16 protein-coding genes are annotated in these 22,437 nt (G+C 51.3%); 10 read left to right on the top strand and 6 right to left on the bottom strand.

Annotated elements, in window-relative coordinates:
- Nucleotides 1–2: 2 nt before the first annotated feature.
- Together L855_RS07055 and L855_RS07050 are read right to left on the bottom strand one after the other, a co-directional pair.
- Nucleotides 3–2,594, bottom strand: coding sequence for a GAF domain-containing protein (locus L855_RS07055; protein WP_159786006.1), 2,592 nt, complete (start codon nt 2,592–2,594; stop codon nt 3–5).
- A 111-nt stretch (nt 2,595–2,705) separates the two neighbouring features.
- Complete coding sequence (locus L855_RS07050) at nt 2,706–3,530, bottom strand: PhzF family phenazine biosynthesis protein (RefSeq protein ID WP_159786003.1); 825 nt, start codon at nt 3,528–3,530, stop codon at nt 2,706–2,708.
- 162 nt (nt 3,531–3,692) lie between these two features.
- Between L855_RS07050 and tpiA the strand changes: the two genes are divergently transcribed.
- The 3 genes from tpiA (at nt 3,693) to L855_RS07035 (ending at nt 6,863) form a co-directional block, all read left to right on the top strand.
- A complete protein-coding gene (gene tpiA / locus L855_RS07045; RefSeq protein ID WP_159786000.1) occupies nt 3,693–4,421 on the top strand; it encodes a triose-phosphate isomerase in 729 nt (242 codons plus the stop codon).
- Between the two features lie 222 nt (nt 4,422–4,643).
- The gene (locus L855_RS07040; protein ID WP_159785997.1) at nt 4,644–4,958 is read left to right on the top strand and encodes a hypothetical protein; all 315 of its coding nucleotides are present in this window, start codon (nt 4,644–4,646) and stop codon (nt 4,956–4,958) included.
- A 177-nt stretch (nt 4,959–5,135) separates the two neighbouring features.
- Nucleotides 5,136–6,863, top strand: coding sequence for a succinate dehydrogenase/fumarate reductase flavoprotein subunit (locus L855_RS07035; protein WP_159785995.1), 1,728 nt, complete (start codon nt 5,136–5,138; stop codon nt 6,861–6,863).
- A gap of 539 nt (nt 6,864–7,402) precedes the next feature.
- On the opposite strand, the gene L855_RS07025 is transcribed toward L855_RS07035, so the two are convergent.
- Nucleotides 7,403–10,282 carry an adenylate/guanylate cyclase domain-containing protein gene (locus L855_RS07025; RefSeq protein WP_159785993.1) on the bottom strand — a complete coding sequence of 960 codons (2,880 nt, stop codon included), beginning with the start codon at nt 10,280–10,282 and terminating at the stop codon, nt 7,403–7,405.
- 460 nt (nt 10,283–10,742) lie between these two features.
- Here L855_RS07025 and hemJ point away from each other — a divergent pair, with 460 nt between their 5' ends.
- Entirely contained in the window at nt 10,743–11,303 is a 561-nt protein-coding gene (gene hemJ, locus L855_RS07020) for a protoporphyrinogen oxidase HemJ (protein ID WP_159785991.1), read from the top strand.
- A gap of 153 nt (nt 11,304–11,456) precedes the next feature.
- Here the strand turns inward: hemJ and L855_RS07015 are convergent, their stop codons facing one another.
- Nucleotides 11,457–12,365 carry an alpha/beta fold hydrolase gene (locus L855_RS07015; protein WP_159785989.1) on the bottom strand — a complete coding sequence of 303 codons (909 nt, stop codon included), beginning with the start codon at nt 12,363–12,365 and terminating at the stop codon, nt 11,457–11,459.
- A 38-nt stretch (nt 12,366–12,403) separates the two neighbouring features.
- Between L855_RS07015 and L855_RS07010 the strand changes: the two genes are divergently transcribed.
- The 6 genes from L855_RS07010 to L855_RS06985 all read left to right on the top strand — a co-directional run bounded on the left by L855_RS07010 (nt 12,404) and on the right by L855_RS06985 (nt 21,563).
- Nucleotides 12,404–13,594: an anhydro-N-acetylmuramic acid kinase gene (locus L855_RS07010; RefSeq protein ID WP_159785987.1), complete on the top strand. Its 1,191-nt coding sequence runs from the start codon at nt 12,404–12,406 to the stop codon at nt 13,592–13,594.
- Nucleotides 13,595–13,777: 183 nt separating this feature from the next.
- Nucleotides 13,778–14,227: a hypothetical protein gene (locus L855_RS07005; protein WP_159785985.1), complete on the top strand. Its 450-nt coding sequence runs from the start codon at nt 13,778–13,780 to the stop codon at nt 14,225–14,227.
- A 274-nt stretch (nt 14,228–14,501) separates the two neighbouring features.
- Nucleotides 14,502–15,260, top strand: a complete 759-nt coding sequence (gene cysH / locus L855_RS07000) for a phosphoadenosine phosphosulfate reductase (protein ID WP_159785983.1) — start codon at nt 14,502–14,504, stop codon at nt 15,258–15,260.
- Between the two features lie 42 nt (nt 15,261–15,302).
- Nucleotides 15,303–17,120, top strand: coding sequence for an ABC transporter ATP-binding protein (locus L855_RS06995; RefSeq protein WP_159785981.1), 1,818 nt, complete (start codon nt 15,303–15,305; stop codon nt 17,118–17,120).
- 272 nt (nt 17,121–17,392) lie between these two features.
- Nucleotides 17,393–18,559 carry an NAD(P)/FAD-dependent oxidoreductase gene (locus L855_RS06990; RefSeq protein ID WP_246199452.1) on the top strand — a complete coding sequence of 389 codons (1,167 nt, stop codon included), beginning with the start codon at nt 17,393–17,395 and terminating at the stop codon, nt 18,557–18,559.
- Between the two features lie 187 nt (nt 18,560–18,746).
- The gene (locus tag L855_RS06985) at nt 18,747–21,563 is read left to right on the top strand and encodes a PAS domain S-box protein (RefSeq protein ID WP_159785977.1); all 2,817 of its coding nucleotides are present in this window, start codon (nt 18,747–18,749) and stop codon (nt 21,561–21,563) included.
- On the opposite strand, the gene L855_RS06980 is transcribed toward L855_RS06985, so the two are convergent.
- Nucleotides 21,475–22,224: a peptidase gene (locus L855_RS06980; protein ID WP_159785975.1), complete on the bottom strand. Its 750-nt coding sequence runs from the start codon at nt 22,222–22,224 to the stop codon at nt 21,475–21,477. The genes L855_RS06985 and L855_RS06980 overlap by 89 nt on opposite strands.
- Entirely contained in the window at nt 22,208–22,435 is a 228-nt protein-coding gene (secG, locus tag L855_RS06975; RefSeq protein ID WP_159785973.1) for a preprotein translocase subunit SecG, read from the bottom strand. Before secG ends, L855_RS06980 begins: the two co-directional genes overlap by 17 nt.
- Between the last annotated feature and the right edge of the window lie 2 nt (nt 22,436–22,437).

Raw genomic sequence — 22,437 nt, 5'->3', positions numbered from 1 at the left:
AGTCAGTCCTGGTCAAGCTGGAGTTGTTGCTGCTGGTTAGGGAAGACCACACGGAAGGTAGTCCAGCCATCGGCACTCTCGACGGTAATCCGTCCGTCGAGTTGGGTCACCAGTTTTTCGATGAGGGCTAACCCTAAGCCAGTTCCCCCTTGTTTCCAAGGATCGGCGTTGGGGATGCGGTAGAATTTCTCGAAGATTTTAGGCAGTTCCTCTGGGGGGATACTGGCCTGGTTGCGGATGGAAAATTCGATGCCCTCCCTTGACTCGGAGTCTTCCTCCCCTAACATCTCACATTGGCGGATATGTAAATGGATATCTCCGCGAGTCGCCGTATATTTGCAGGCGTTGTTTAACAGTTCCACTAAAATCCGTTCTAGGTTGAGGCGATCGCAGACAAACGGAGGTAGGTTCTTGGGACAGTCCACATGTAACCCCTGTTCGCGATCGCTGACTCGGGTATAGAAGGGACGGGTGAGGGTGGGAATCCACTCATTGAGGTTAATCAACGACATGGAAATGAGATAGGCGTTATTTTCAAGTCGTTGTAAATCCAGTAAATCCTCAACCAGTTCTTCCTCCCGAGTACATTCAGTGTTGAGGATGCTGAGATAGCGTTGAATGCGCGTCACTTGAGCCGCATCAATGACCTGAGGTTCGGGGTTGTTTTCCTCTTTGGGAACGAATAACTTTAACATCTCAATCGCCAGTTTCATATTGGCAATTGGGGTGCGCAACTCATGGGACACGGCACTGAGAAAATCATCTTTGAGGCGGTTCAGTTTCTCTAATTCTGCCACTTGGGCTTGTGCCGCCTGATAGAGTCGGGCTTGACGGATGGCGATCGCACATTGATTCGCCACCTGTTGCACCAAACGAATTTCTAAATCCGTAAACTCATACTCCGCATGATGAACTAACCATAAATCCCCTAAAACCCCTTGATTATCAAACAGAGGACTGGCGAGCATTGCCACTCGTCCTCGCACCGGATTGGGAATCAAGGAACAGAATTGAAAGTAACAGCCATCCATCAGTTGCGTGTAGAGTTCCGGGAAATTTCCCATCTGAGACACTCGCCCTTGAGATGCCGGAATAAAGTTTGTATATTCGTAGCAAATCGTTGACGTTCCTTGGTCTAAATCATAGAGTGCCGCATTACAAGACCCAACCCCTAAGACTACCGCCACCTCTCGGACTGCCGTTTGCACAATTTGGCTCTCATCGAGGCTATCGCGGACTTTATCGGTGATTCGTTTCAGCATCGCGTCAAACTCAATCGCCTGCTGTAACTGTTGTGTTCGTTCCCGAATTTCTTTCTCTAAGACTTCCCCTTGTTGTTGAACTTGCTCAAATAAATGAGATTGTTGAATGGCGATCGCCACCTGAGTTGCCAATTGTTGCAGCAGTTCCACCTCTAAAGATTGCCAATGGCGCTCCTGCCGACATTGATGAGCAACTAATAGACCCCAGAGGCAACCATGGTCGAGTCCCTCCGACGATTGCAGTAAAATCGGAACAATTAAGCTAGATTTTATTTGAAAGGGATTTAGCAGCGCCTGGACTGTCGGATCGGTTTCTTGAGAAATATCATTAATCAGATGGCTGCGACCTTGAAGATAGCGTTGCAGTTCAGGAGACTCCTGATAACTCAAGGGAATTTGATGATTGAGCATGGGTTTCCAGAGAGCATCTACTGACTCAACCACTACAATTCCATAAAAGTCTAAGACCTCCGCTGGATTGGCATCAAAGCGGTAAATCAATACCCGATCGCTATCTAGGAAAAGGCGAACCTCCGAGACCGTCGTTTGTAGAATATCTTCTAAATTGAGGGACTGACGAATTCGCTGGGCGATCGCACTCACCAAGCGTTCCCGTTCCGCCTGTTGTCGTAACGCCAATTCCGCTTCATGGCGCTTAGTAATATCTCGAATAATTCCCTCAATGGCGATCGCCTCACCACTTTGAGTATATACAAATGTATCCTGCTGTTCCGTCCATACCAAATGACCATCCCGGTGAAACCAGCGTAAACTCAACGGCGAATCCATCACCGTTTTTCCCTGTAGTAACCGTTGTAAGCGAGGTAAATCATCGGGGTGAATTTGGCTGAGCAACAAATCTTTATCGTCATAATAGGCTTGAGGTGCATAGCCCATCAGACGTTCAATACTAGGACTGAGATAGTCAAACCCCGGATCGGGGCAGAGGCGGTAGGAATAGAGCGTATCAGAGGCATTATCCACCAATTGGCGGAATTGAGAAAACTCCCGTTCCGGTGTCCCATAATTCTGTAACTGAACAAATCCATAATGACTCTGATTCAGAACCAAAGGGCTAAGGGTGACCTGCACCGACGTCAATTTTCCCCGGCCTGGACGACGGCGAATCGTCACCTCAACCGTTTCCCCCACCATCAACTTGGCCCAATGTTGTTTCCACACCGCCGTTGTCCATTGCGGAATGAGTTTGCTAATCGGTTTCTCAAGCAGATCGCGGGCAGGATAGCCAAGAGTCTGGCCGACTCCCGGTTGGACTGAGACAATACGCCCTTTTGGATTAAGCCAGAGAAATGTGGAACTTACAGAATTCACAATGGTTGGCCACTCACTAACGGTTTAACGGTGAGGCCGGTTTATACCTCCGAACACTCCCCTAGTTCAATTCTAACCATCGTGATTCGAGAGCCGGAAATCCCAACCTATCTAGGCCAGCAGCGTCCCCTCTAAGACGGTAACCGCCTGTCCTCCTAAGATCACCCGTTCTGCGTCGCGTCGTACCCGGACAATCCCTCCCCGAGGTGAGGCTTGATAGGCCAATAACTGCATCTTTTTGAGTTTGCGTCCCCAATAGGGGCCTAAACAACAGTGGGCCGATCCCGTCACAGGATCTTCATTAATCCCCATTCTGGGGGCAAAAAAGCGGGAGATGAAGTCATAGTCTCCTTGACTTCCCGAGTTAAGGCGCACTCCCTGACTGCGACTGGTGACAATTACACCCTGACAGGGAAGTTGGGCCAGTTGGGCAAAATCAGGATCGAGATCTTCGACATCCTCAGGGTTGGCCACGTCCACGAGCCAATAGTCTAAGACACTCTCACCGATAAATAAGGGGATGACCCCTAAAGCGGCTTCGAGTTTAGGAATCATGGGGTCGTTGGGGGGACGTTGCACCACGGGGGCCGCCGGAAAGTCCAATTCAATCCAAGACTGTTGACGCTCGGCCCTCAAGTCGCCGCTACGGGTGTAAAACTGAATCGGCGTTGTCAGCGCAACGAACCCTGTTTCCCAGAGAGCGTGGGCAGCAGCGAGAGTGGCGTGGCCACAGAGATCGACTTCTGTGGTGGGGGTGAACCAGCGTAGGCGGAAGCCGCGACCCTCTCGGTGCAGAAATGCCGTTTCCGAGAGATTCATCTCCGCCGCCACGGACTGCATCCAAGACTCCTCCACCGCCCGGTCCAGAAGACAGACCGCCGCCGGATTTCCCCCATAGGGGCGATCGGTGAAGGCGTCAATTTGTAAGAGTTTCATAATGTCTTGACCGGTGCGATCGATGACGTTAGCTTACGGGAAACTGGCTTTCAGTCTACCAAAGTGCGGGTCTCCCGAGTTGGCGGCAATGGTGCAATGTCCCCAAAACGTTCTACACTAAAGGGTGCTTTTGTTGTCTCATGGAGAAAACTGTTGTCACCCGTGCGGAAAACTGTTCTAGCTGGTAACTGGAAAATGTACAAAACCCAGGCCGAAGCCCTGGAGTTTTTGAAGGGGTTTGTCTCTCACCTCGAAGACACTCCCGATGAGCGAGATGTGATTCTCTGTGTTCCTTACACCGCTTTGGGAAGCCTCTCGAAGAACTTGCATGGGGGACGGGTGCGTCTTGGCGCTCAGAATGTCCATTGGGAAGACTGCGGTGCCTTCACTGGTGAAATCTCCGCCCCCATGCTGACGGAGTTAGGGGTCGATTACGTGGTTGTTGGCCATAGTGAACGCCGGGAGTATTTCGGGGAAACCGATGAAACCGTCAACCGTCGCCTCAAAGCCGCCCAAGCTGGGGGACTCACCCCGATTCTCTGTGTCGGCGAAACCAAGGCCCAACGAGATGCAGGAGAAACAGAAGCCCATATCTTCTCTCAGTTGGAGCAAGATTTGGTGGATGTGGATCAAAATAAACTGATTATCGCCTATGAACCCATTTGGGCCATCGGCACCGGCGATACCTGTGAGGCAGCCGAAGCCAATCGCGTCATTGGCTTGATTCGCTCCAAACTCACCAATGCAGATGTTCCCATTCAATATGGTGGTTCCGTCAAACCCGCCAACGTGGATGAGATTATGGCTCAACCCGAAATTGACGGGGCCCTCGTTGGAGGCGCTAGTTTGGAACCGGAAAGCTTTGCCCGCATTGTCAACTACAAAGCCTAGCAACAGCTCAGACCAGACTTAATTTCTGTTAAGTTTGTAACGGTTTCCCCCTATTTTTGTAACGTTTTTTGAAATAGCGGCGGCTTGAGGTTTCGAGTCGTCGCTATTTTATGAGCCTGGCTGGCCGCATTTTTAACAAAACTTGAAGAACTCTCACGGTTTTGGGGATTTCGCTTAATCTAGGAATACATTAAGACCGCTTGTCAGATCTACTGGATTCCCATGGAAAACTTTGAAAACTATCGACTCAAATGCACCCTCAGCTTTGGGGACATTTACGGTCAAATCATCATTTGGCTCATTGTCATCTTCCTCAGCCTGGCCTCAGCCCTCGCTCTCTGGAGTACAGAACGCGAACTCTATGCCCTGCTAACTGTAGGTTTGATTGTCGTTCTGTCCCTGCCGTTCCTCCTGTTTGCCTTTGTCACCACGTTGCTGAACCACATTGAAGTCAATGCCATCGATCCAACAGCAGAAACCTCCAAGTTTTCAGGAAAACGCCCCCCCAACGAAAAACCCGCCCAGGCCACCGGCTAACGCCAAGCTCACGAACCCCGGATCATGTCACAATGGAGATAGGAAGGCAGCAGGCAGCAGGCAATAGGCAATAGGGGGAAGACAGCAGTTTTTCTATTGCCTATTGCCATCCCCTCCCAGGAGGGGTTCTGCCTACTGCCTATTGCCTACTGCCTATTGCCTTTTGCCTTCCCCCCCATGCTGCAACATGATGTCATTATCGTCGGTGGCGGACTCGCCGGAAGCCGCGCCGCCGTTGAAATCGCCCGCACAGACGCCCAGCTCAACATTGCCGTCGTCGCTAAAACCCATCCCATCCGATCGCACTCCGTCGCCGCCCAGGGAGGCATCGCCGCCACCCTCAAAAACGTCGATTCTCAAGACTCCTGGAAAGCCCACGCCTTTGATACCGTCAAAGGATCGGATTATCTCGCCGATCAGGATGCCGTCGCCTTACTCACCCAAGAAGCCCCCAATGTCGTCATCGACTTGGAACATATGGGGGTGTTGTTCTCCCGCCTAGAGGATGGCCGCATCGCCCAACGGGCCTTTGGCGGCCATTCCCATAACCGCACCTGTTACGCCGCCGATAAAACCGGCCATGCCATTCTTCATGAACTCGTCAACAACCTCCGTCGCTATGGGGTGACCATTTACGATGAATGGTATGTGATGCGCCCCATTATTGAAGAGGGGGAAGCTAAGGGCCTGGTGATGTATCACCTCGAAAGCGGACGTGTTGAGGTGGTTCGCGCCAAAGCCGTCATGTTTGCTACGGGGGGTTATGGACGGGCCTTTAATACCACCTCCAATGATTATGCTTCGACGGGGGATGGTTTGGGGATGGCCGCTGTGGCGGGCCTCCCCCTCGAAGATATGGAGTTTGTGCAATTTCACCCCACAGGCTTATATCCCGTTGGGGTCTTAATTTCCGAGGCAGTTCGCGGTGAGGGGGCCTATCTACGGAACGCCCACGGCGATCGCTTTATGGAACAATATGCCCCCAGTAAGATGGAACTGGCCCCACGGGATATTACCTCCCGGGCCATCGCCACGGAGATTCGCCAAGGGCGTGGCATTAACCCCGATGGCAGTCCTGGCGGGTCTTATGTCCATCTGGATTTGCGCCACATGGGACGGGAGAAGATTATGAGTCGGGTTCCTTTCTGTTGGGAAGAAGCCCATCGCCTGGTTGGGGTGGATGCGGTGAATGACCCCATGCCCGTTCGTCCCACGGCCCATTATTCTATGGGCGGCATCCCCACCAACACTCGCGGCCAGGTGCGCCTGGGGCCTGAAGGCTTCGTGAGCGGCTTCTATGCGGCGGGAGAATGTGCCTGCGTCTCTGTCCATGGGGGGAACCGTTTGGGCAGTAATTCCCTGCTCGAATGCGTCGTTTATGGCAAGCTTACGGGGGCAGCGATCGCCGAGGATGTCCAGTCTCGCAAATTGCCGGAGTTAGAGGAACAGCCCTATATTGAAGAGGCTCAACGGCGCTTACAGGAGTTGTGCGATCGCCAAGGGGAGTATCGCATCAACCAGGTCCGTCAACGGCTTCAGGACACCATGAGTGAGTTTTGTGGGGTGTTCCGCAGTCAGGAGTTGATGCAGCAGGGTTTAGATGAACTTGGGGCGATTGCCCAACAGGTGCAACAGATCCATCTCGACGATCGCGGAACCCTCTGGAACACCGAACTCATCGAAGCCATGGAACTCGACAACCTCCTGATTGTGGCCCAAACGATCCTCTACTCTGCCTTCAATCGCCAGGAAAGTCGCGGTGCCCATTTCCGGGAAGACTACCCCAGTCGCAATGACGGGGAGTTTCTCCACCACACCCTGGCCTATCACTCGGCCGCTGGGGTGGATATTGTCCCCATGGCGGTCAACCTCAGCCTCTTTGAACCTCAAGAACGGAAGTATTAATAGACGTTAAGCCTAACGTTCCCCGGTTCACTGTCAACCGCCCCCTTAATTGGCGATGCCCCAAAAAATTAGAGAACTCAAAAAGAGGCTGCGACAGATCGGTTTTGTCGAAATCCCCGGTAAAGGAAGTCATACCAACTAGATTCACCGTTTCTATCACGGTAAGCTGACCCTCTCAGGAAAAGCAAATGACGATGCTAAACCCTATCAGGAAAAAGCTGTAAATCAGGACATAATGGAGGTTCAATCGAGGAATCATGATGAATAACTTAAAATACAGAATTGTGGTTCAGTGGTCAGACGATGATAACTGTTTTCTAGTTGGCTTCCCCGACTTTCCAGGACAAGAGTGGTGAACTCATGGAGATACCTATGAAGAAGCACTCAGCAATGGAACTGAGGCTTTAGAATCCCTCGTCATGGCATACCAATCTACGGGTGATCCCTTGCCGCAACCCCAAACGATCTCCATGCTCTCCTGATGAATTTTCGGATCTCATCCTTTAATGCTGGCTGTTCAGCAGAGAACGACATACCAATCAAACATCCCCTCGGCGATCGCACAACCAATAGGTTTTCATCTCGCCTCGTCCTTTAATGTCTAACAGTCCCCGAGACTCAAAAATATAGCGGTCTTGTAGCATCTCATAGGTTTTCTGAGTCACCTGGATTTTGCCCGCCTGTCCTTGGGACTCCATGCGGCTGGCTACATTGACCGTATCTCCCCATAAATCATAGGCAAATTTGCGAATCCCAATCACCCCAGCGACTACGGGGCCAGTGTTGATGCCAATTCGCAGTTGGAAAGAGAGATGATTTTCTCGGTTAAACTCATCAATAGCCCATTGCATTTCTAAGGCCATTTCAGCAATGGCCCCGGCATGATTCTCCATCGGCATCGGCAGTCCCCCAGCCACCATATACGCATCACCAATGGTTTTTATTTTTTCTAGCTGATAGGCCAACGCCAACTGGTCAAAGGTTGAAAAAATCTCGTTCAATATCGCCACCAATTTCGACGGTGGCATCTGGGCCGAGACCGTGGTAAAGTCCACCAAATCCGCAAACATAATCGTGGCTTCCTCAAACCGTTCAGCGATGGAGGTTTGGTCTTGTTTCAGTTGTTCGGCAATTTTACGCGGTAGCACATTCAGCAGTAAACTTTCTGACTTCTCCTGTTCCACCCGTAGGGCTTCTTCTGCTAGTTTGCGCTTCGTAATTTCTTGAACAGTTCCCTCATAGTACAGCACACGCCCCTGACGATCTCTGACAGTCCGGGCATTTTCTGAAGTCCAAATAATACGGTTATCTTTGCAACGTACCTGTAATTCAAACTCAACAATTGAGCCTGCATCGTCCAAACAACGAATAAATTCTAGGCGGCGATCGCTATCAACATATAAATCCTGGCTCACATCCTGTACATTTGCCTGTAAGTCTTCCAAAGACTCATAGCCATACATCTGAATTAGTGCCGGATTCGCACTAATATATTGCCCCTGAGGGGTGGTTTGATAAATTCCCTCCGCCGCATTCTCGAAAATACTGCGATACTTCTCTTCAGCTTCTTGTAAGGCATTTAAAACTCGGCGACGCTCGGTGATGTTGCGGGCAACCCAAATCACACAGTTATCCGGTAACGGCGAAACAGTTGCCGCAAACCACACCTCAGAAGTCTCTTGATTATCTGGGTCTTCAACCTCAAGATTGTACTCTAAGTTAACCGTTTGACCTCGATTTAAGGCTCGCTGAATATGACTGACAAAAATACTGGCTTGAGTAGGCGGGAGAACCTCATAAACACTTTTGCCGATGCGGTCTTCTGTCGGACTATACAGCACTTCAGAATTCGTTGAGACAATCTTAACGTAGCGTCCTTGGGCATCGAACACCGCAATGGTATCTGTCATTGCTTCAAATAGGGCCCGTAACTCGGCTTCCGATTTACGTAGGGCTGCTTCAATTCGCTGACGTTCTCCAATTTCTAACATCAGTCGTTCGTTCGATTGACGCAAAGCAGCCGTGCGTTCTTCGACTCGACTTTCAAGGTCCTCGTTAGCTTGTTGTAAGGCTTCTTCGGCTCGTTTCCGTTCCGTAATATCCTCAATGGTTCCCTCGTAATACAAGAGATGATTTCCCTCGTCATCCCAAACTAAACGGGCATTTTCGGAAATCCAAACAATAGTTCCATCTTGACGATAAATTTCCTGTTCAAAGCCAATAATTCGCCCCTGTTGATGAAGCGTCTCTAGAAAATGTTCTCGTTTTTGAATATCTACATAAAGGAGGCGATCGCCACAACTGAGATTATTGATTAAACTTTGGGCCGACTCATACCCATAAATCCGAGCCAAGGCAGGATTGGCATTAAGATAGTTGCCATTGGGGTCAATCTGATAAATCCCCTCAACGGCATTTTCGAATAAGTCGCGATATTTGGCTTCCGCTTCCTTGAGGGCTTGAACCGCTCGATGACGTTCCGTAATATCAATTCCTACGGTAAAGGCGGCCCGCCCTTCGTCATATTTTTGGGCTGCAATCAGATAACTATGGGTTTCGCCATAAACTTTGGCCGTAATTTCCTGGCAATGTTCCGTCGCCTCACTGGCAAAGAACTCCTCAAGGACCCCCTGGAAGAGATCACTGGTTTGTAAGAAGCCAATCTCCTGATTCACAAAGGCTTCCGGCGGCAGATTATAGGTTTGGGCCAGATGACGATTGACCCCGAGATAGCGCAAGTCACGGCTAATCCAGGACACCATCCCCGGAACCGCCTCTAGAATCGCCTGGAGTTGGTCTTTAGCGGCCCGTAGGTCATTTTCTGCCTGACGACGTTCTGTGATGTCTATGCCCACCGTAAACGCCGCGCGATCGCCATCGTATTTCTGGGCCACAATCAGGAAATCCCGCAGTTCCCCATGAACCTGCGTCGAGACTTCACAGGTGGCATCATCGGCATTACTCTCAAAAAATGACTTCATGAAATCTTGGAAGTCATGACTGGCGCGCAAAAAGCCAATATCTTTGCCGACGAAGGTCTCCGGTTCCGCCTCAAACATCTGGGCTAATTGATGATTGACCCCCAAATAGCGCAAATCTCGGCTAATCCAAGACACCACCCCCGGAACCGCCTCGAGAACCGCCTCAAGTTGCTCTTTTGCCGACCGTAAGGCTTGTTCGGCCCGAGTATGCTTGACAATTTCCGCCACGAGTTGATCATTGGCCTCAACCAATGCAGCGGTGCGTTCTTCGAGTTGAGATTGCAACGTCTCATCCGTTAACGAGGACTCCTGGGGTTGCTGCTGGGTTTCTAAAGCTTCAACACGTTGACGGAGAAGGGCTAACTCATGAATCAGTTGTTCCTTGGGTTTATCTTCGTCTCTCATGACGTTGCGTCGTTGAACGGGTGAGGAAGTCATTGCTGTACCTAAGCTGTTGGTCGTTCACCGGCCAGCCTGAAGTTCAGTCTGCTGCGGTATGCACCCTACGATTTCGTCAAACACTCATCACCACGGCGATCGCCCCGGACTGGGTTGACGAGTGTGCCCCCTGAGTTAAGCTACTGAAGCTACTATTCTAGTTCACTCGCCCACAAGCCGTTCAACCGTGTCGAGACGCAAACTCGCAGGTTCTCCCTAGTTGTTTCAGGTGAGTTCCCCCACATTCCGGGGAGTTATCGGGGTTTTGCACCCTCTTGAGTCAGCCTAGCCGGTTTCTCTCAGCCACGGATTGCGGCCCCCACCCCCAAGGACTCTCACCAAACACCCCCAGCTTCTGGGGATTCTGTAGCGTTTCTTAACAACCTATAGCTCAAACTCCAGGAAATTTTGTATCCTAACGGACGTGGTTTAAGAGTTCGCCCGAGAGCGAATTGATTTCATGGCTTACTTGTGGTACAAAGCATTTCATCTCATTGGCATCGTGGTCTGGTTCGCTGGACTGTTTTATCTGGTCCGTTTGTTTATCTATCACGTTGAAGCCGATGCCGAACCCGAACCCGCCCGTTCCATCCTTAAAAATCAATATCAAATCATGGAAAAGCGGTTATACCACATTATCACAACGCCAGGAATGATTGTAACCGCAGCCATGGCGATCGGCATTATTAGCACCAATCCCGAGATTATGAAGTCCAGTTGGCTTCATATTAAGTTAGGATTTGTGGCTCTACTAATTGGCTATCATTTCTATTGTCGCTCCTTGATGAAAAAGTTGGAAAAGGGGGAATGCAACTGGACCAGTAAACAGCTTCGCGCCCTCAATGAAGCCCCAACATTACTCTTGTTAGTGATTGTTATGTTAGCGGTCTTCAAAAACAACTTCCCCACCACAACTGCCCCCTGGCTCGTCTTCGGTGCAGTCATCCTAATGGCAGCCACCATTCAACTTTACGCCCGCAAACGTCGCCTCGACAAAGAACGACTCAGCCTAGACAGTTAATCGCCATTTCATCCAAATAGAGAATAGTCTATTACCCTCTCTTCCCCTACTGCCTACTGCCTTCTCTTCCCCTACTGCCTACTGCCTTCTCTTCCCCTACTGCCTACTGCCTTCTCTTCCCCTACTGCCTACTGCCTTCTCTTCCCCTACTGCCTACTGCCTTCTCTTCCCCCTACTGCCTTCTTCCCCCAAAAACCCCTCGATCGCCCGCCGAGTCGTATTCGGGCGTTCCAGATGAGGCACATGGCCACAACAGGGAATCCAGACTAACTCACCATGAGGAAGTCGTTGTTTAAACTCCCCCGCATCATCCGTCCCCAGAATGCGATCCTCCTCACCCCAAATCACCAGGGTGGGGAGTTCCAATTGTGGGAGTTTAGCCGTCAACGAGGGAAAGCCACCACTTTTCGTAAACTTAATCAGCGCCTGTTTCCAGCCCTCACAGTCGAGATGCAACGCCGCACAACACCGAGCATCTGCTGAATTGAATGACTTATCAAAATAGGCCGAATAACTAATCTGATTGCGCACCCCAGGCCGACGGAGAAAATTCGCCGCCAAACTATCAAAAGGAGGAAACAAGTATTTGCCAATCACCGGGCCCTTAGCAATCCCCGCACTATCGAGGAGAACCAATCGTTCCACCGCCTCAGGATACGTCAGCGCAAAATCAATCGCCGCCGCCCCCCCCATCGACGCCCCCACCAACACCACCGGGCGGGCGATCGCCTGTTGCCAAAACCCATATAAATGAGCTTTGATGGCATCAGGAGAAAACGCCCCCTGGGGCGATCGCTCCGTAAAGCCAAAGCCCAACAAATCTACCGCCCAAGTTTCCCGAGATTGGGCTAACAACGGTTGTAGGCGGCGGAATTCCAACACCGAACTGTCAAAACCATGGATGAGTAGCAGCGGCGTCTGCCCCTCCCCGCGCTGGACATAGGTGGTGGAAATCTGACCTTCCTCCAGCTTCACCTCGACACGTTGAATCGCCTGTGCTTGCTGAATTGACGTCTCTTCACTCAATTGGTGAACCGCAGCCGGGAGAAAATCGGGGAACATGAGTAATCCGCGAGAACCTGAACCATTAATTGTGAACTATGCCGCAGCAAAGTCCGGACTCGATCATACCTGACCCCGAGACCCCCATTCGCGTCATCGGCCTCATGAGTGGAACCTCCATCGATGGCGTCGATGCTGCATTCGTGGAACTCCAGGGTGGGCGATCGCCCCTGAAACTCAAGCTTCTAGCCGCCGAAACCTTCCCCTACGAACACATCGCCGCCCCCAACCTGCGATCGCAACTCCTTGCCGCCGCCAGCAACGAACCCCTACCCCTCAGCCAACTGGCACAACTCGACGATGCGATCGCCCATGCCTTCGCCCACGCCGCCCAACGCATCCAAACCCACCACCCCCCCGCCCAACTCATTGGGTCCCACGGACAAACCGTCTTCCACGCCCCACCCTCCCCTCCCAAACATCTCGGCTACAGCCTCCAGCTCGGCCGTGGCGCCGTCATCGCCCAGCAATCTGGACTCCCTACTGTCAGTAACTTTCGCGCCGCCGATATCGCCGCTGGCGGGCAAGGTGCGCCCCTCGTTCCCCCCATCGACGCCTGCTTACTCGCCCATCCCCAGCGCGATCGCTGCGTCCAGAACCTCGGCGGCATCGGCAACGTCACCTATCTCCCCGCCGGATGTAGTCAAAACGTCGAGGGAGTCCTCGGCTGGGACACCGGCCCCGCCAACATCCTCATTGACCTCGCCATCCGTCAACTCACCAACGGCGAACAACAGTACGACCAAAACGGTCAGTGGGCCGCCTCCGGAACCCCAGACTCTGACTTAGTCCAACAGTGGCTTAAGCATCCCTTTTTCCGCCAACCTCCCCCCAAATCCACCGGCCGCGAAGACTTCGGCCCCCAACTCTTGCAGCAGTATCATCAGCAAGCCCAACATCTCAGCCCCGCTGACTGGCTAGCCACCCTCACCGACTTCACCGCCGCCACAATCGCCGACAGTTACAAACGCTTTCTCCCTCAACTCCCCCAAGACGTGATCCTCTGCGGCGGTGGAAGTCGCAACCCCTACCTAAAATCCCGTCTACAAACCCATCTCCCCCAAGTCACCCTCTCCAACAGCGACGACTGGGGACTCAACGCCGACTTCAAAGAAGCGATCGCCTTCGCCATCCTCGCCTACTGGCGCATCCAAGGTCATCCCGGCAACCTCCCCAGCGTCACCGGCGCCACCAAACCCGTCCCCCTCGGCGACATCCACCACCCCTAACCCCCTGTTGCCCCTTGCCTACTGCCTACTGCCTACTGCCTACTGCCTACTGCCTTCTCTCCCCTATTCCCTGTTCCCTGTCTTTTACCCCTTCCCCCTCCCCTCCCCCCCAACTGCTAAGATTCTCCTAGCGAGGAATTCTCTTAAACCTCGCGCTTGATGGCAATCCTTCTGTTGTAAATTGTGGTAGCTCACTCGTTTTTACTCGAACAAGGTCGGTGGCGCCTAGAAGGCAACTGGCTTGAACGCTCAAACCCGCCCATCGCATTGACGGGTCGCATCATCGTCGCCTGGGGACAAGATAACTGGTATAGCATGGTGACCAAACTCACCTTCCCCAACCGAGAACGGCAAGAAATCACCTGTCAATATCGAGGTCGTCTTGACGGCGGCGAGCGCCAATACACATTCGTTTTACAACACAGCGAGTTAGGGCGAGTTGAAGGAGAAGGTTGGATTACCCCAGCGGCGATCGTCCAACGCTATTGGACACTCAATGACAAACAACGCCGCAGTGGCTTTGAAACCCTAACCCGCCTTGACGCTGGTAAATACGCCATCTCTGGAGGCATGATGGCTGGCCTACACCTCACCAGTGCCATGGATGCCACCGTCATCTTGCAATACAGTTAACCCAATCATGACCCCCCAAACCCTCATTCCCCTTACCATCCCCTCCTTGGAGGGGTTAGGGGTGAGTTCCCCCTACTGCCTACTGCCTACTGCCTGTTGTCCCCCTACTGCCTCTTTCCCCATTAACAAGCGATCGCATTTTTGATCCCCCCCTCAAAAATCCCTGAAAACTACTGTAAAATTAACCTGGCTTACCCCCAAATCTCTCCACATCGCCATTTTTAAAAAGGGCAATTGCCCTTAAGCCCACCTAGCCGTTTTTCACAAATTTTGTATGACCGTCATCACCCCCGACAAAACCGCTCTCGATCTCGACCGCGCCAATCAACATCTTGACAACGCCAACGCCAGCGACATTGTGGCCTGGGCGGCCCAAACCTTTGGCGATGGCCTAGTCATGAGTAGCAGTTTCGGGATTCAGGCGGCGGTCATGTTGCACCTCGTGACTCAAGTGAAACCCGATATCCCCGTCATTTGGGTTGACACTGGCTATCTGCCCCCAGAAACCTATCAGTTTGCCGAAGACTTACAACAACGGCTGAACCTCAACCTGCATATCTACCAATCTCCCGTCAGCCCCGCCCGCATGGAAGCCCTCTACGGCAAACTCTGGGAACAGGAAGACGTCGCCGCCCTCAACCGCTACGATGCCATTCGTAAAGTTGAACCCATGCAGCGGGCCCTACGGGAACTCGGGGCCACCGCCTGGCTAGCGGGACTGCGGGCCAACCAAACTCAACATCGCCGCAACCTGCGTCCCATCGAACTCCAGGGAGACTATTACAAAGTCTTCCCCATCCTCGATTGGTCTTCAAAAGATGTCTATGAATATCTGATGGCCAACGATTTACCCTATCACCCCTATTTTGACCTCGGCTATACCACCGTCGGCGATTGGCATTCTAGCCGCCCCGTCACTTCTGATGATGACCATGAACGGGATACCCGCTTCCGAGGACTGAAACAAGAATGTGGCTTACATCTGCCTGAAAGTGACGGAGAATCCGAAAGCCTCGATTCGAGTTCCCTCTAACGCCTCCGGCGCGATCGCCCCTCCACCCCAACCCATCCCAATATGTCCTCTTTCCGAGATGTGGTCGGATATTTCCGCGCCTACCGTCGTTCGGCAATTCTCAGCATCCTCATCACGGGGAGTTTTGAGATTCTCGATTTAGCGGTTCCCTATGCCGTTGGCCAGATTCTCAATGTCCTCTCGGGCCAAACCCTCGATCCGTTTTCTCAGGGTTTGGTCAATAGCACGGCACAACTGCTCAATCGTGACCCTGATATTAACCTACAACTTGGGGTCTTCGTGGGTATTATTTTCGTGATTTCTGTCCTACGGGCCCCCTTGCAACCCTGGTTAAGTGGCTGGTTCCATTGGTGGATTGCCCTCAAAACTCGTCAGGACAAATCTAAATCTGTCATCACTAAAGTCCTGGAGTTACCCCTAAATTTTTATGACGAAAATAATCCCGGACGCATCGCCGGACGAGTTGCAAAAGGGATTACCAATTACACCTGGACCTATCCTGAAATTGCCGGTCAATTTCTCCCCAAGCTGATTCGAGTTTTGGGGGTATTTGTCATCATTGCCTTGATTGAACCCTGGGTGGCACTGGTCTTTGGGCTGTCCTTTGCTAGTATTTTGCTGTTTAGTTTGCGCCATTTACAGGCAATTGTTAAAAAAGAAAATGCCCTAGACCGCTATTTAGAAAATATCGATAGTCGCACCTCAGAAATCATCACCAACATCAAAACCGTTAAATCCTTCGCCAATGAAGGACGAGAGTTTAAGCGGCAACAACAACGCATCGATCGCGCCCACTATTTTACGATTCACCGCATTCACCGCGATTATGTGATTCTCGACACCTGGCGCCGTACAGTCATTCAAATGTCTCTATTTGGCATTCTCGTGATGACCCTTTGGGCCACGGTGAATGGCCAGATTTCTCTCGGACATTTTATTACCACCTTCACCATCTCCAGCTACGCCTATGGGGAACTGCGTCCCCTCAGCCTCATTGCCGAAGTCTTTGCCCGTCGCTACAGTTCCATGTTGCGCTTCCACGAGTTACTCAACACCCCATCGGGACAGGACGCGGCCCGCTTGGTGTTAGATCACAACCAAGAGAATCCCTATCAGTTTAAGGGTGCGATCGCCTTTAAGCAGGTCGTCTTTGGCTACACCCCCAATATCCCAATTTTGAAAGGGCTTGATTTTGAGATTCAACCCCGGCAAACGGTAGCGTTGGTGGGACGTTCGGGGTCAGGAAAATCGACGTTAGTCAAGCTTCTTTTTCGCTACTTTCAACCGGATTCTGGGCATATCTATCTCGATGGCCAGGATATTCAGTCCCTCGATGTGGGCCAGTATCGACGGCGCTTGGCTATTGTCCATCAAGATGTGGATATTTTCAATGGCACGCTTTTAGATAACCTGAAATACGGGAATCCTGATGCGACTTGGCCGCAGGTGAAATCTGCCTGTGCGATCGCCCGCGTGGATGAGTTTATCGCTGAACTTCCCCGAGGCTATGCCAGCATCGTCGGTGAGCGTGGTGTCCGACTCTCCGGGGGACAGCGCCAACGCATCGGCATCGCCCGCGCCCTGATTGTCAATCCCGATATCTTGGTGTTTGATGAAGCCACCTCTAGTTTAGATTACGAGTCAGAACGCTCAATTCAAGACGCCATGCACTCCATTTTTGGCACGCGCACTACCATTATCATCGCCCATCGCCTCAGCACTATCCGTGATGCTGACCAAATTATTGTCCTCGATAACGGGGCGATCGCCGAAATTGGCTCCCATCAAGATTTACTCTCCCAAGCTGGACTCTATCGCCGACTTCATGACCTCTCAGAAAGTGGCGATTTGCTCGACTAATCCCCCTTACAGAAAATTTTAGTTTTTCTCCTAAAAACTCTTGACAGTCCCTCAAGAGACTGGCTATAATTAGAACAGAAATATAAATAAAGTCTTAGCCCGCCTCGGGTAGCACCAATTTTTCCGACGGTTAGGATCAAGGCTTCGCGGCCCCGGTGCGGGCCGCGCAAAGCCAAACATCTGGGCTGCGCAATTTTTTTAGGTCGGCAAAACGGGGTCTTCACCAGAACCTATAATTAAGGTCAGGGTTGCCCTTTCTCCTTGTGCCTGAAATGAACCGTCCCCCCAGCTCTCCTGTCAATCCACGAATCTGCATTTTGGGCGGTGGTTTCGCGGGACTGTACAGCGCCTTAGCTCTAGCCAAGATTCAACTCTTAGAACAATGGCAGATCGTCGTCATCGACCAAACTGATCGCTTTGAGTTCAGTCCTCTCCTCTACGAACTCATCAGCGGCGAACTCGAAGCCTGGGAAGTGGCTCCCCCCTACCTGCAACTATTACGCAACGAGCGCATCAACTTCTACTGCGATCGCATCGAGGGGATTAATCTCGAAGCTCGTCAAGTGCAACTGCGAGATCGCGGACCTCTGGGATATACCTATCTAATAATCGCTTTAGGCCTAGAAGGTCGAGTTCCCCCTCACCCCGACGTGTTGAGCTTCCGCCGACTCGCCGATGTCCAGCGACTCGAAGCCGAATTACAGCGGTTACAACATGAACCCTCCCTAGACATCAGCATTGTCGGAGCCGGAGCCAGTGGCGTCGAATTGGCCTGTAAGCTAGCCGATCGGTTGGGCGATCGCCATCAAATACATCTCATCCATCGCGGCCCACAACTGCTACCAGGATTCAGCCCCCCAACCCGCAAAGCCGCTGAGGGAGCCATCAACAAACGTCGCATCCGCCTCAGCCTCAACACCAACGTCAAGGCGATTCAACATCAAGGAGACTTTCAACTGCAACTCCAGCAACAAGGGAAATTCTTTAAAGAAACCAGCCATCTCGTCATCTGGACAGCCGGAACCGAGATCAGTCCCCTCATTCGCTCCCTTCCCGGCGGCGATCGCGGTCAGCTTTCCGTCACCCCCGAACTACAACTGAGCCGCTACCCAGAAGTATTTGTCCTCGGGGACTTAGCCGCCACCCCCTTAGCCAACACCGCCCAAGTCGCCTATCAACAGGCCCCCCACCTGGCGAAAAACCTCCAATCCTACGTCTTTCAAGGCTCCCTCAAACCCTTCCGTTACCGTCATCTCGGAGAAATGCTCACCCTAGGCATTCACAACGGAGTCGTCCACAGCTTCGGGATCACAATCAAAGGTCGCCTGGGTAACCTCATCCGCACCCTCGTATATATCCAACGACTACCCACCCTACGACAAAGTTTACGAGTTCTAGCTCACCGACTGAAACTTGCCCTTCCCTGGACTAAACCCTAAATTATCCAGGTTTTATGACAATGACCCTGATAAAAATTGCAGGACTCTCGTGGATTTGCTAAAACTCCCCATAACGCACAATACTTATGCCCTAAGTTTGCCGATAATGGGTTGTGAGTCTTGGTATAAACTAAATAGTTTGCAGAAATAGCCTCTATTCTCCCAGCTCAGTTACCTCAGCTTAGTTGTGTCTCACTCCCCTCAATCCTTCAATCCTCAAAGACCCGACGCCTTCGATGCCTTATTTGCGGTAACCTCCGACGGGCTTCTCCTCTTTGACCCCGACGGATTTTGTCAGGCCGCAAATCCTGCCGCCTGTGACCTTTTCCAAATGTCATCAGACCAACTCATTGGATGTCATCGCCGGGATATCCTGACCTCACGATCTGACAGAGGCTGCGCAGAGGTTCCAGGTCTCCTTGGAGACAGCGGGGAAGGTTGGTTACCCAGAGATAATGGCACACATTGCTATATCGACTATCGAACATGCTGCAACTTTCTTGACCAGTACGACCTATTGATTTTGCGAGATATTACCCTGCAAAAACAGGCATCTCAACCCATCTTATCCGCCAGTGCAGAAAACCTAAAATCACTCTTTGAACGTTCTCCCTTCGGCATTATTCTCAATGCCATGGACGGTCAATTTGTTGAAGCCAACCCAGCGGTTCTGACCCTGACAGGCTACAGCCTAGAAGAACTAAAAGCCCTCACCTATTGGGATCTGACCCCTGAAGACTACGCCGACGATGAGGCCCAACAACTCGACTCTCTCCAAACCAGAGGTCATTATGGGCCCTATCGGAAAGAGTATATCCATAAACAGGGGCATCGTATCCCCATCGAAATCACCGGTGTTCTCATCACGGGGACGGATGGCCAGCCCTATATTTGGTCGATGATTACTAACATCAGCCAGCGACTAGAGGCAGAACGAGCCTTAGAAGAAAGTCATATTCGCTGGCAACTAGCCCTTGAAGCCGCCAATATCGGCACCTGGGATTGGAATCCACAAACTGGCGAAATCACCTTTGATCCTCTCATGAAAGCGATGCTAGGGTATGAAGCCTATGAACTCAAAAATCATATTGAGGAATGGGAAAGCCGCTTACACCCCGATGATTTACCCTACATCAATCAAAAGCTTGACGAGCATTTTCAGGGAATCACCAGCACCTACCAGAGTGAACATCGCACCCGTTGCAAAGATGGCTCCTATAAGTGGACATTGGATCGAGGACAAATTGTTGACTATAACGAACAAGGTCAACCCATTCGCTTTCTTGGCATTTATCAAGATATTGATGAACGCAAAACCAATGAATTAGCGCTACGCCGGGTCACTCAACAACTTCAAAAAGCCCAGGAAGTTGCCCATTTAGGGTATTGGTCATTTGATGTCGCCACAGAAACCTTAACCTGGTCAGATGAAGTATTTTATATTTTTGGCATGACACCTGACATGGGAGAGCCTAGTTTTGAAGAACACTTGAAAGTTTATGACCCGGAGCAGCGTTCTCTTGTTTTAGAGCATGTCACTAAGGCGAAAGAGGGTATCTCACAAAATTTTGATAGTCATTTTAACCTGCCAAATCATGAGACTCGTTATATCAATATACGCATCGAAACCGAATGGCAGAATCAGAAAGCCATTCGCGTATTTGGCATTATCATTGATATCACTGATCGCCATACAGAAGAAGCACTACGAGCCAGTGAAGAAAAACTGCGATCGCTGTTTGAGCTTTCTCCCCTAGGCATTACGTTTAATCAAATCGATGGCAAGTTCATAGAAGCCAATGCTACCTTTTGTAAGATGGTTGGCTATTCACTATCAGAACTTAACGCATTGCATCTGAGAGATTTAACCCCACCCAACCATGAAGACTTTGAAGCTCAAAAACTTCGAGAACTTCAAAAAAAAGGTCGTTATGGCCCCTATCAGAAGGAATATATCCATAAAGACGGTCATCGGGTTCCCGTGGAAATTACTGGCGCACAGGTCGGAAATGCTCAAGATTATGTGTGGTCAATAATTATAGATATTACTGAACGCAAACAGGCTGAAGCACAGCTACAGCAGCTCCTTAAAAACTCAGAAGCAAAAAGCCGAGAACTCCAACAGGCCTACCGAGAGTTGCAAGAAGCACAACTTCAGTTAGTTCAAGCCGAAAAAATGTCCAGCCTCGGGCAGCTTGTGGCCGGAATTGCCCATGAAATCAATAATCCCATCAGCTTTATCTATGGAAATTTAGAGCCAGCATCGAATTATGCTCAAGACTTGCTAGCGTTAATTAAACTCTATCAAACCCATTCTCAGGAAGAGATACCAGACATTCAACGGTTATCGGACACCATTGATTTGGATTTTCTCGTGGAAGACTTCCCGAAAATAATTCAGTCTATGAAAATGGGAGCCTCGCGAATCCGAGATATTGTTACGTCCCTACGGACGTTCTCCCGCCTCGATGAAGCAGACTGTAAAGCGGTTGACCTTCATCTGAATCTTGAAAGCACCTTAGTTTTGCTACAAAATCGCCTCAATGGTCGTGGCGGTACTCCAGAAATTCGGGTTATTAAACAATATGGAAACTTGCCCCCGATTACCTGTTATATCAGCCTATTAAATCAAGTGTTTATCAACTTATTATCCAATGCTATTGATGCAATCGAAATCAAACAACGCCAGAGGGTATCACCCGAGTATCAGGGTGTCATTACTATTACCACCACCATGACCTCAACGACAGAGGTTTTAATCACGATCGCCGACAATGGGAAAGGGATGACCGCCCATGAACAATCTAGGCTCTTTAATCCCTTCTTTACGACTAAACCCATTGGTCAGGGAACGGGCATGGGCTTACCCACAAGCTATCAAATTGTCACTCAAAATCATGGCGGGGAACTAGGCTTTAGTTCCCAATCCGGCGTGGGGAGTGAGTTTCATGTTCGGTTGCCCACGACCATCCCAAACGAGTCGGCTGTTCATAGACATACCTGAGTGTCCTCACATCTCGTGGGGAGAGATGGGGAGGACGACGCACCTGGGAGTAATACATCACATCCGTAGGGCGATCGCTATGGCCCCAAATTCCCAACGCATGACCCAACTCATGACGCAAAGCCGACTGAGCCACCTCGGTTCTCTGAGTGGGACTGAGGAGAATCTCAAAGCAATGGACTAACTGCTGTTCCCGCCAATACAGGTCATAACTTACTCGGGCCGCCGCCGCCCGAAAATCCCCCCCCACCCGTCGCGGTGGTGGACGACGCTGCCAAACCACAATATCCGCTGACTCAGACTCGTCAGCCATCTCTAGAGGTAAATACTCTCCCCACTCCTCAATCACCTCAGTCATGGCCTCCCGCCAAGACTCAGAGGGAGAGCCATCGAGATAGACGCGAACCGGAAACTCTGACCAAACTAAGGCCCCAACTCCCGTCTCTTCTAAGCGATCGCCATAATGCTCCTCCTCCGGGGCGATCGCCCGCAAGGACGCAGGCAGAGGGTGGGAGCGATAGGGCAAATCCTCCAGCAGAACCCCCTCCCCCCCCACATCATCAGTCGCATTCAGTGGTTGCAGAAGGGCAATCAGCCAAACAAGGGCGATCGCCAACGCCATCCCCCCTTGCCGTCGCCAACGCTTACACCCAGCCCGCACTTAAGACCACCGTGCAGCCCATAAATAAAATCGTCAGGGTCCAGGTAATGCGATTGAGCGTGGTTTCAGCACTCTTGGCACTGGTAAACAGTTGAGCTTGACCGCCAATGCCGCCAATTCCATCGCCCTTCGGAGAATGGAGGAGGACCACCACAATCAGGCTCACCGCCGAAATCACCCAAACCAATTGAACAATCGTTGCAGTTGTCATAA

This window comes from Sodalinema gerasimenkoae IPPAS B-353 (genome assembly GCF_009846485.1).
GTDB classification, from domain to species: domain Bacteria; phylum Cyanobacteriota; class Cyanobacteriia; order Cyanobacteriales; family Geitlerinemataceae; genus Sodalinema; species Sodalinema gerasimenkoae.
Note: the sequence above shows the minus strand (reverse complement) of the source record. Positions and strands in the feature narration are given on the sequence as shown.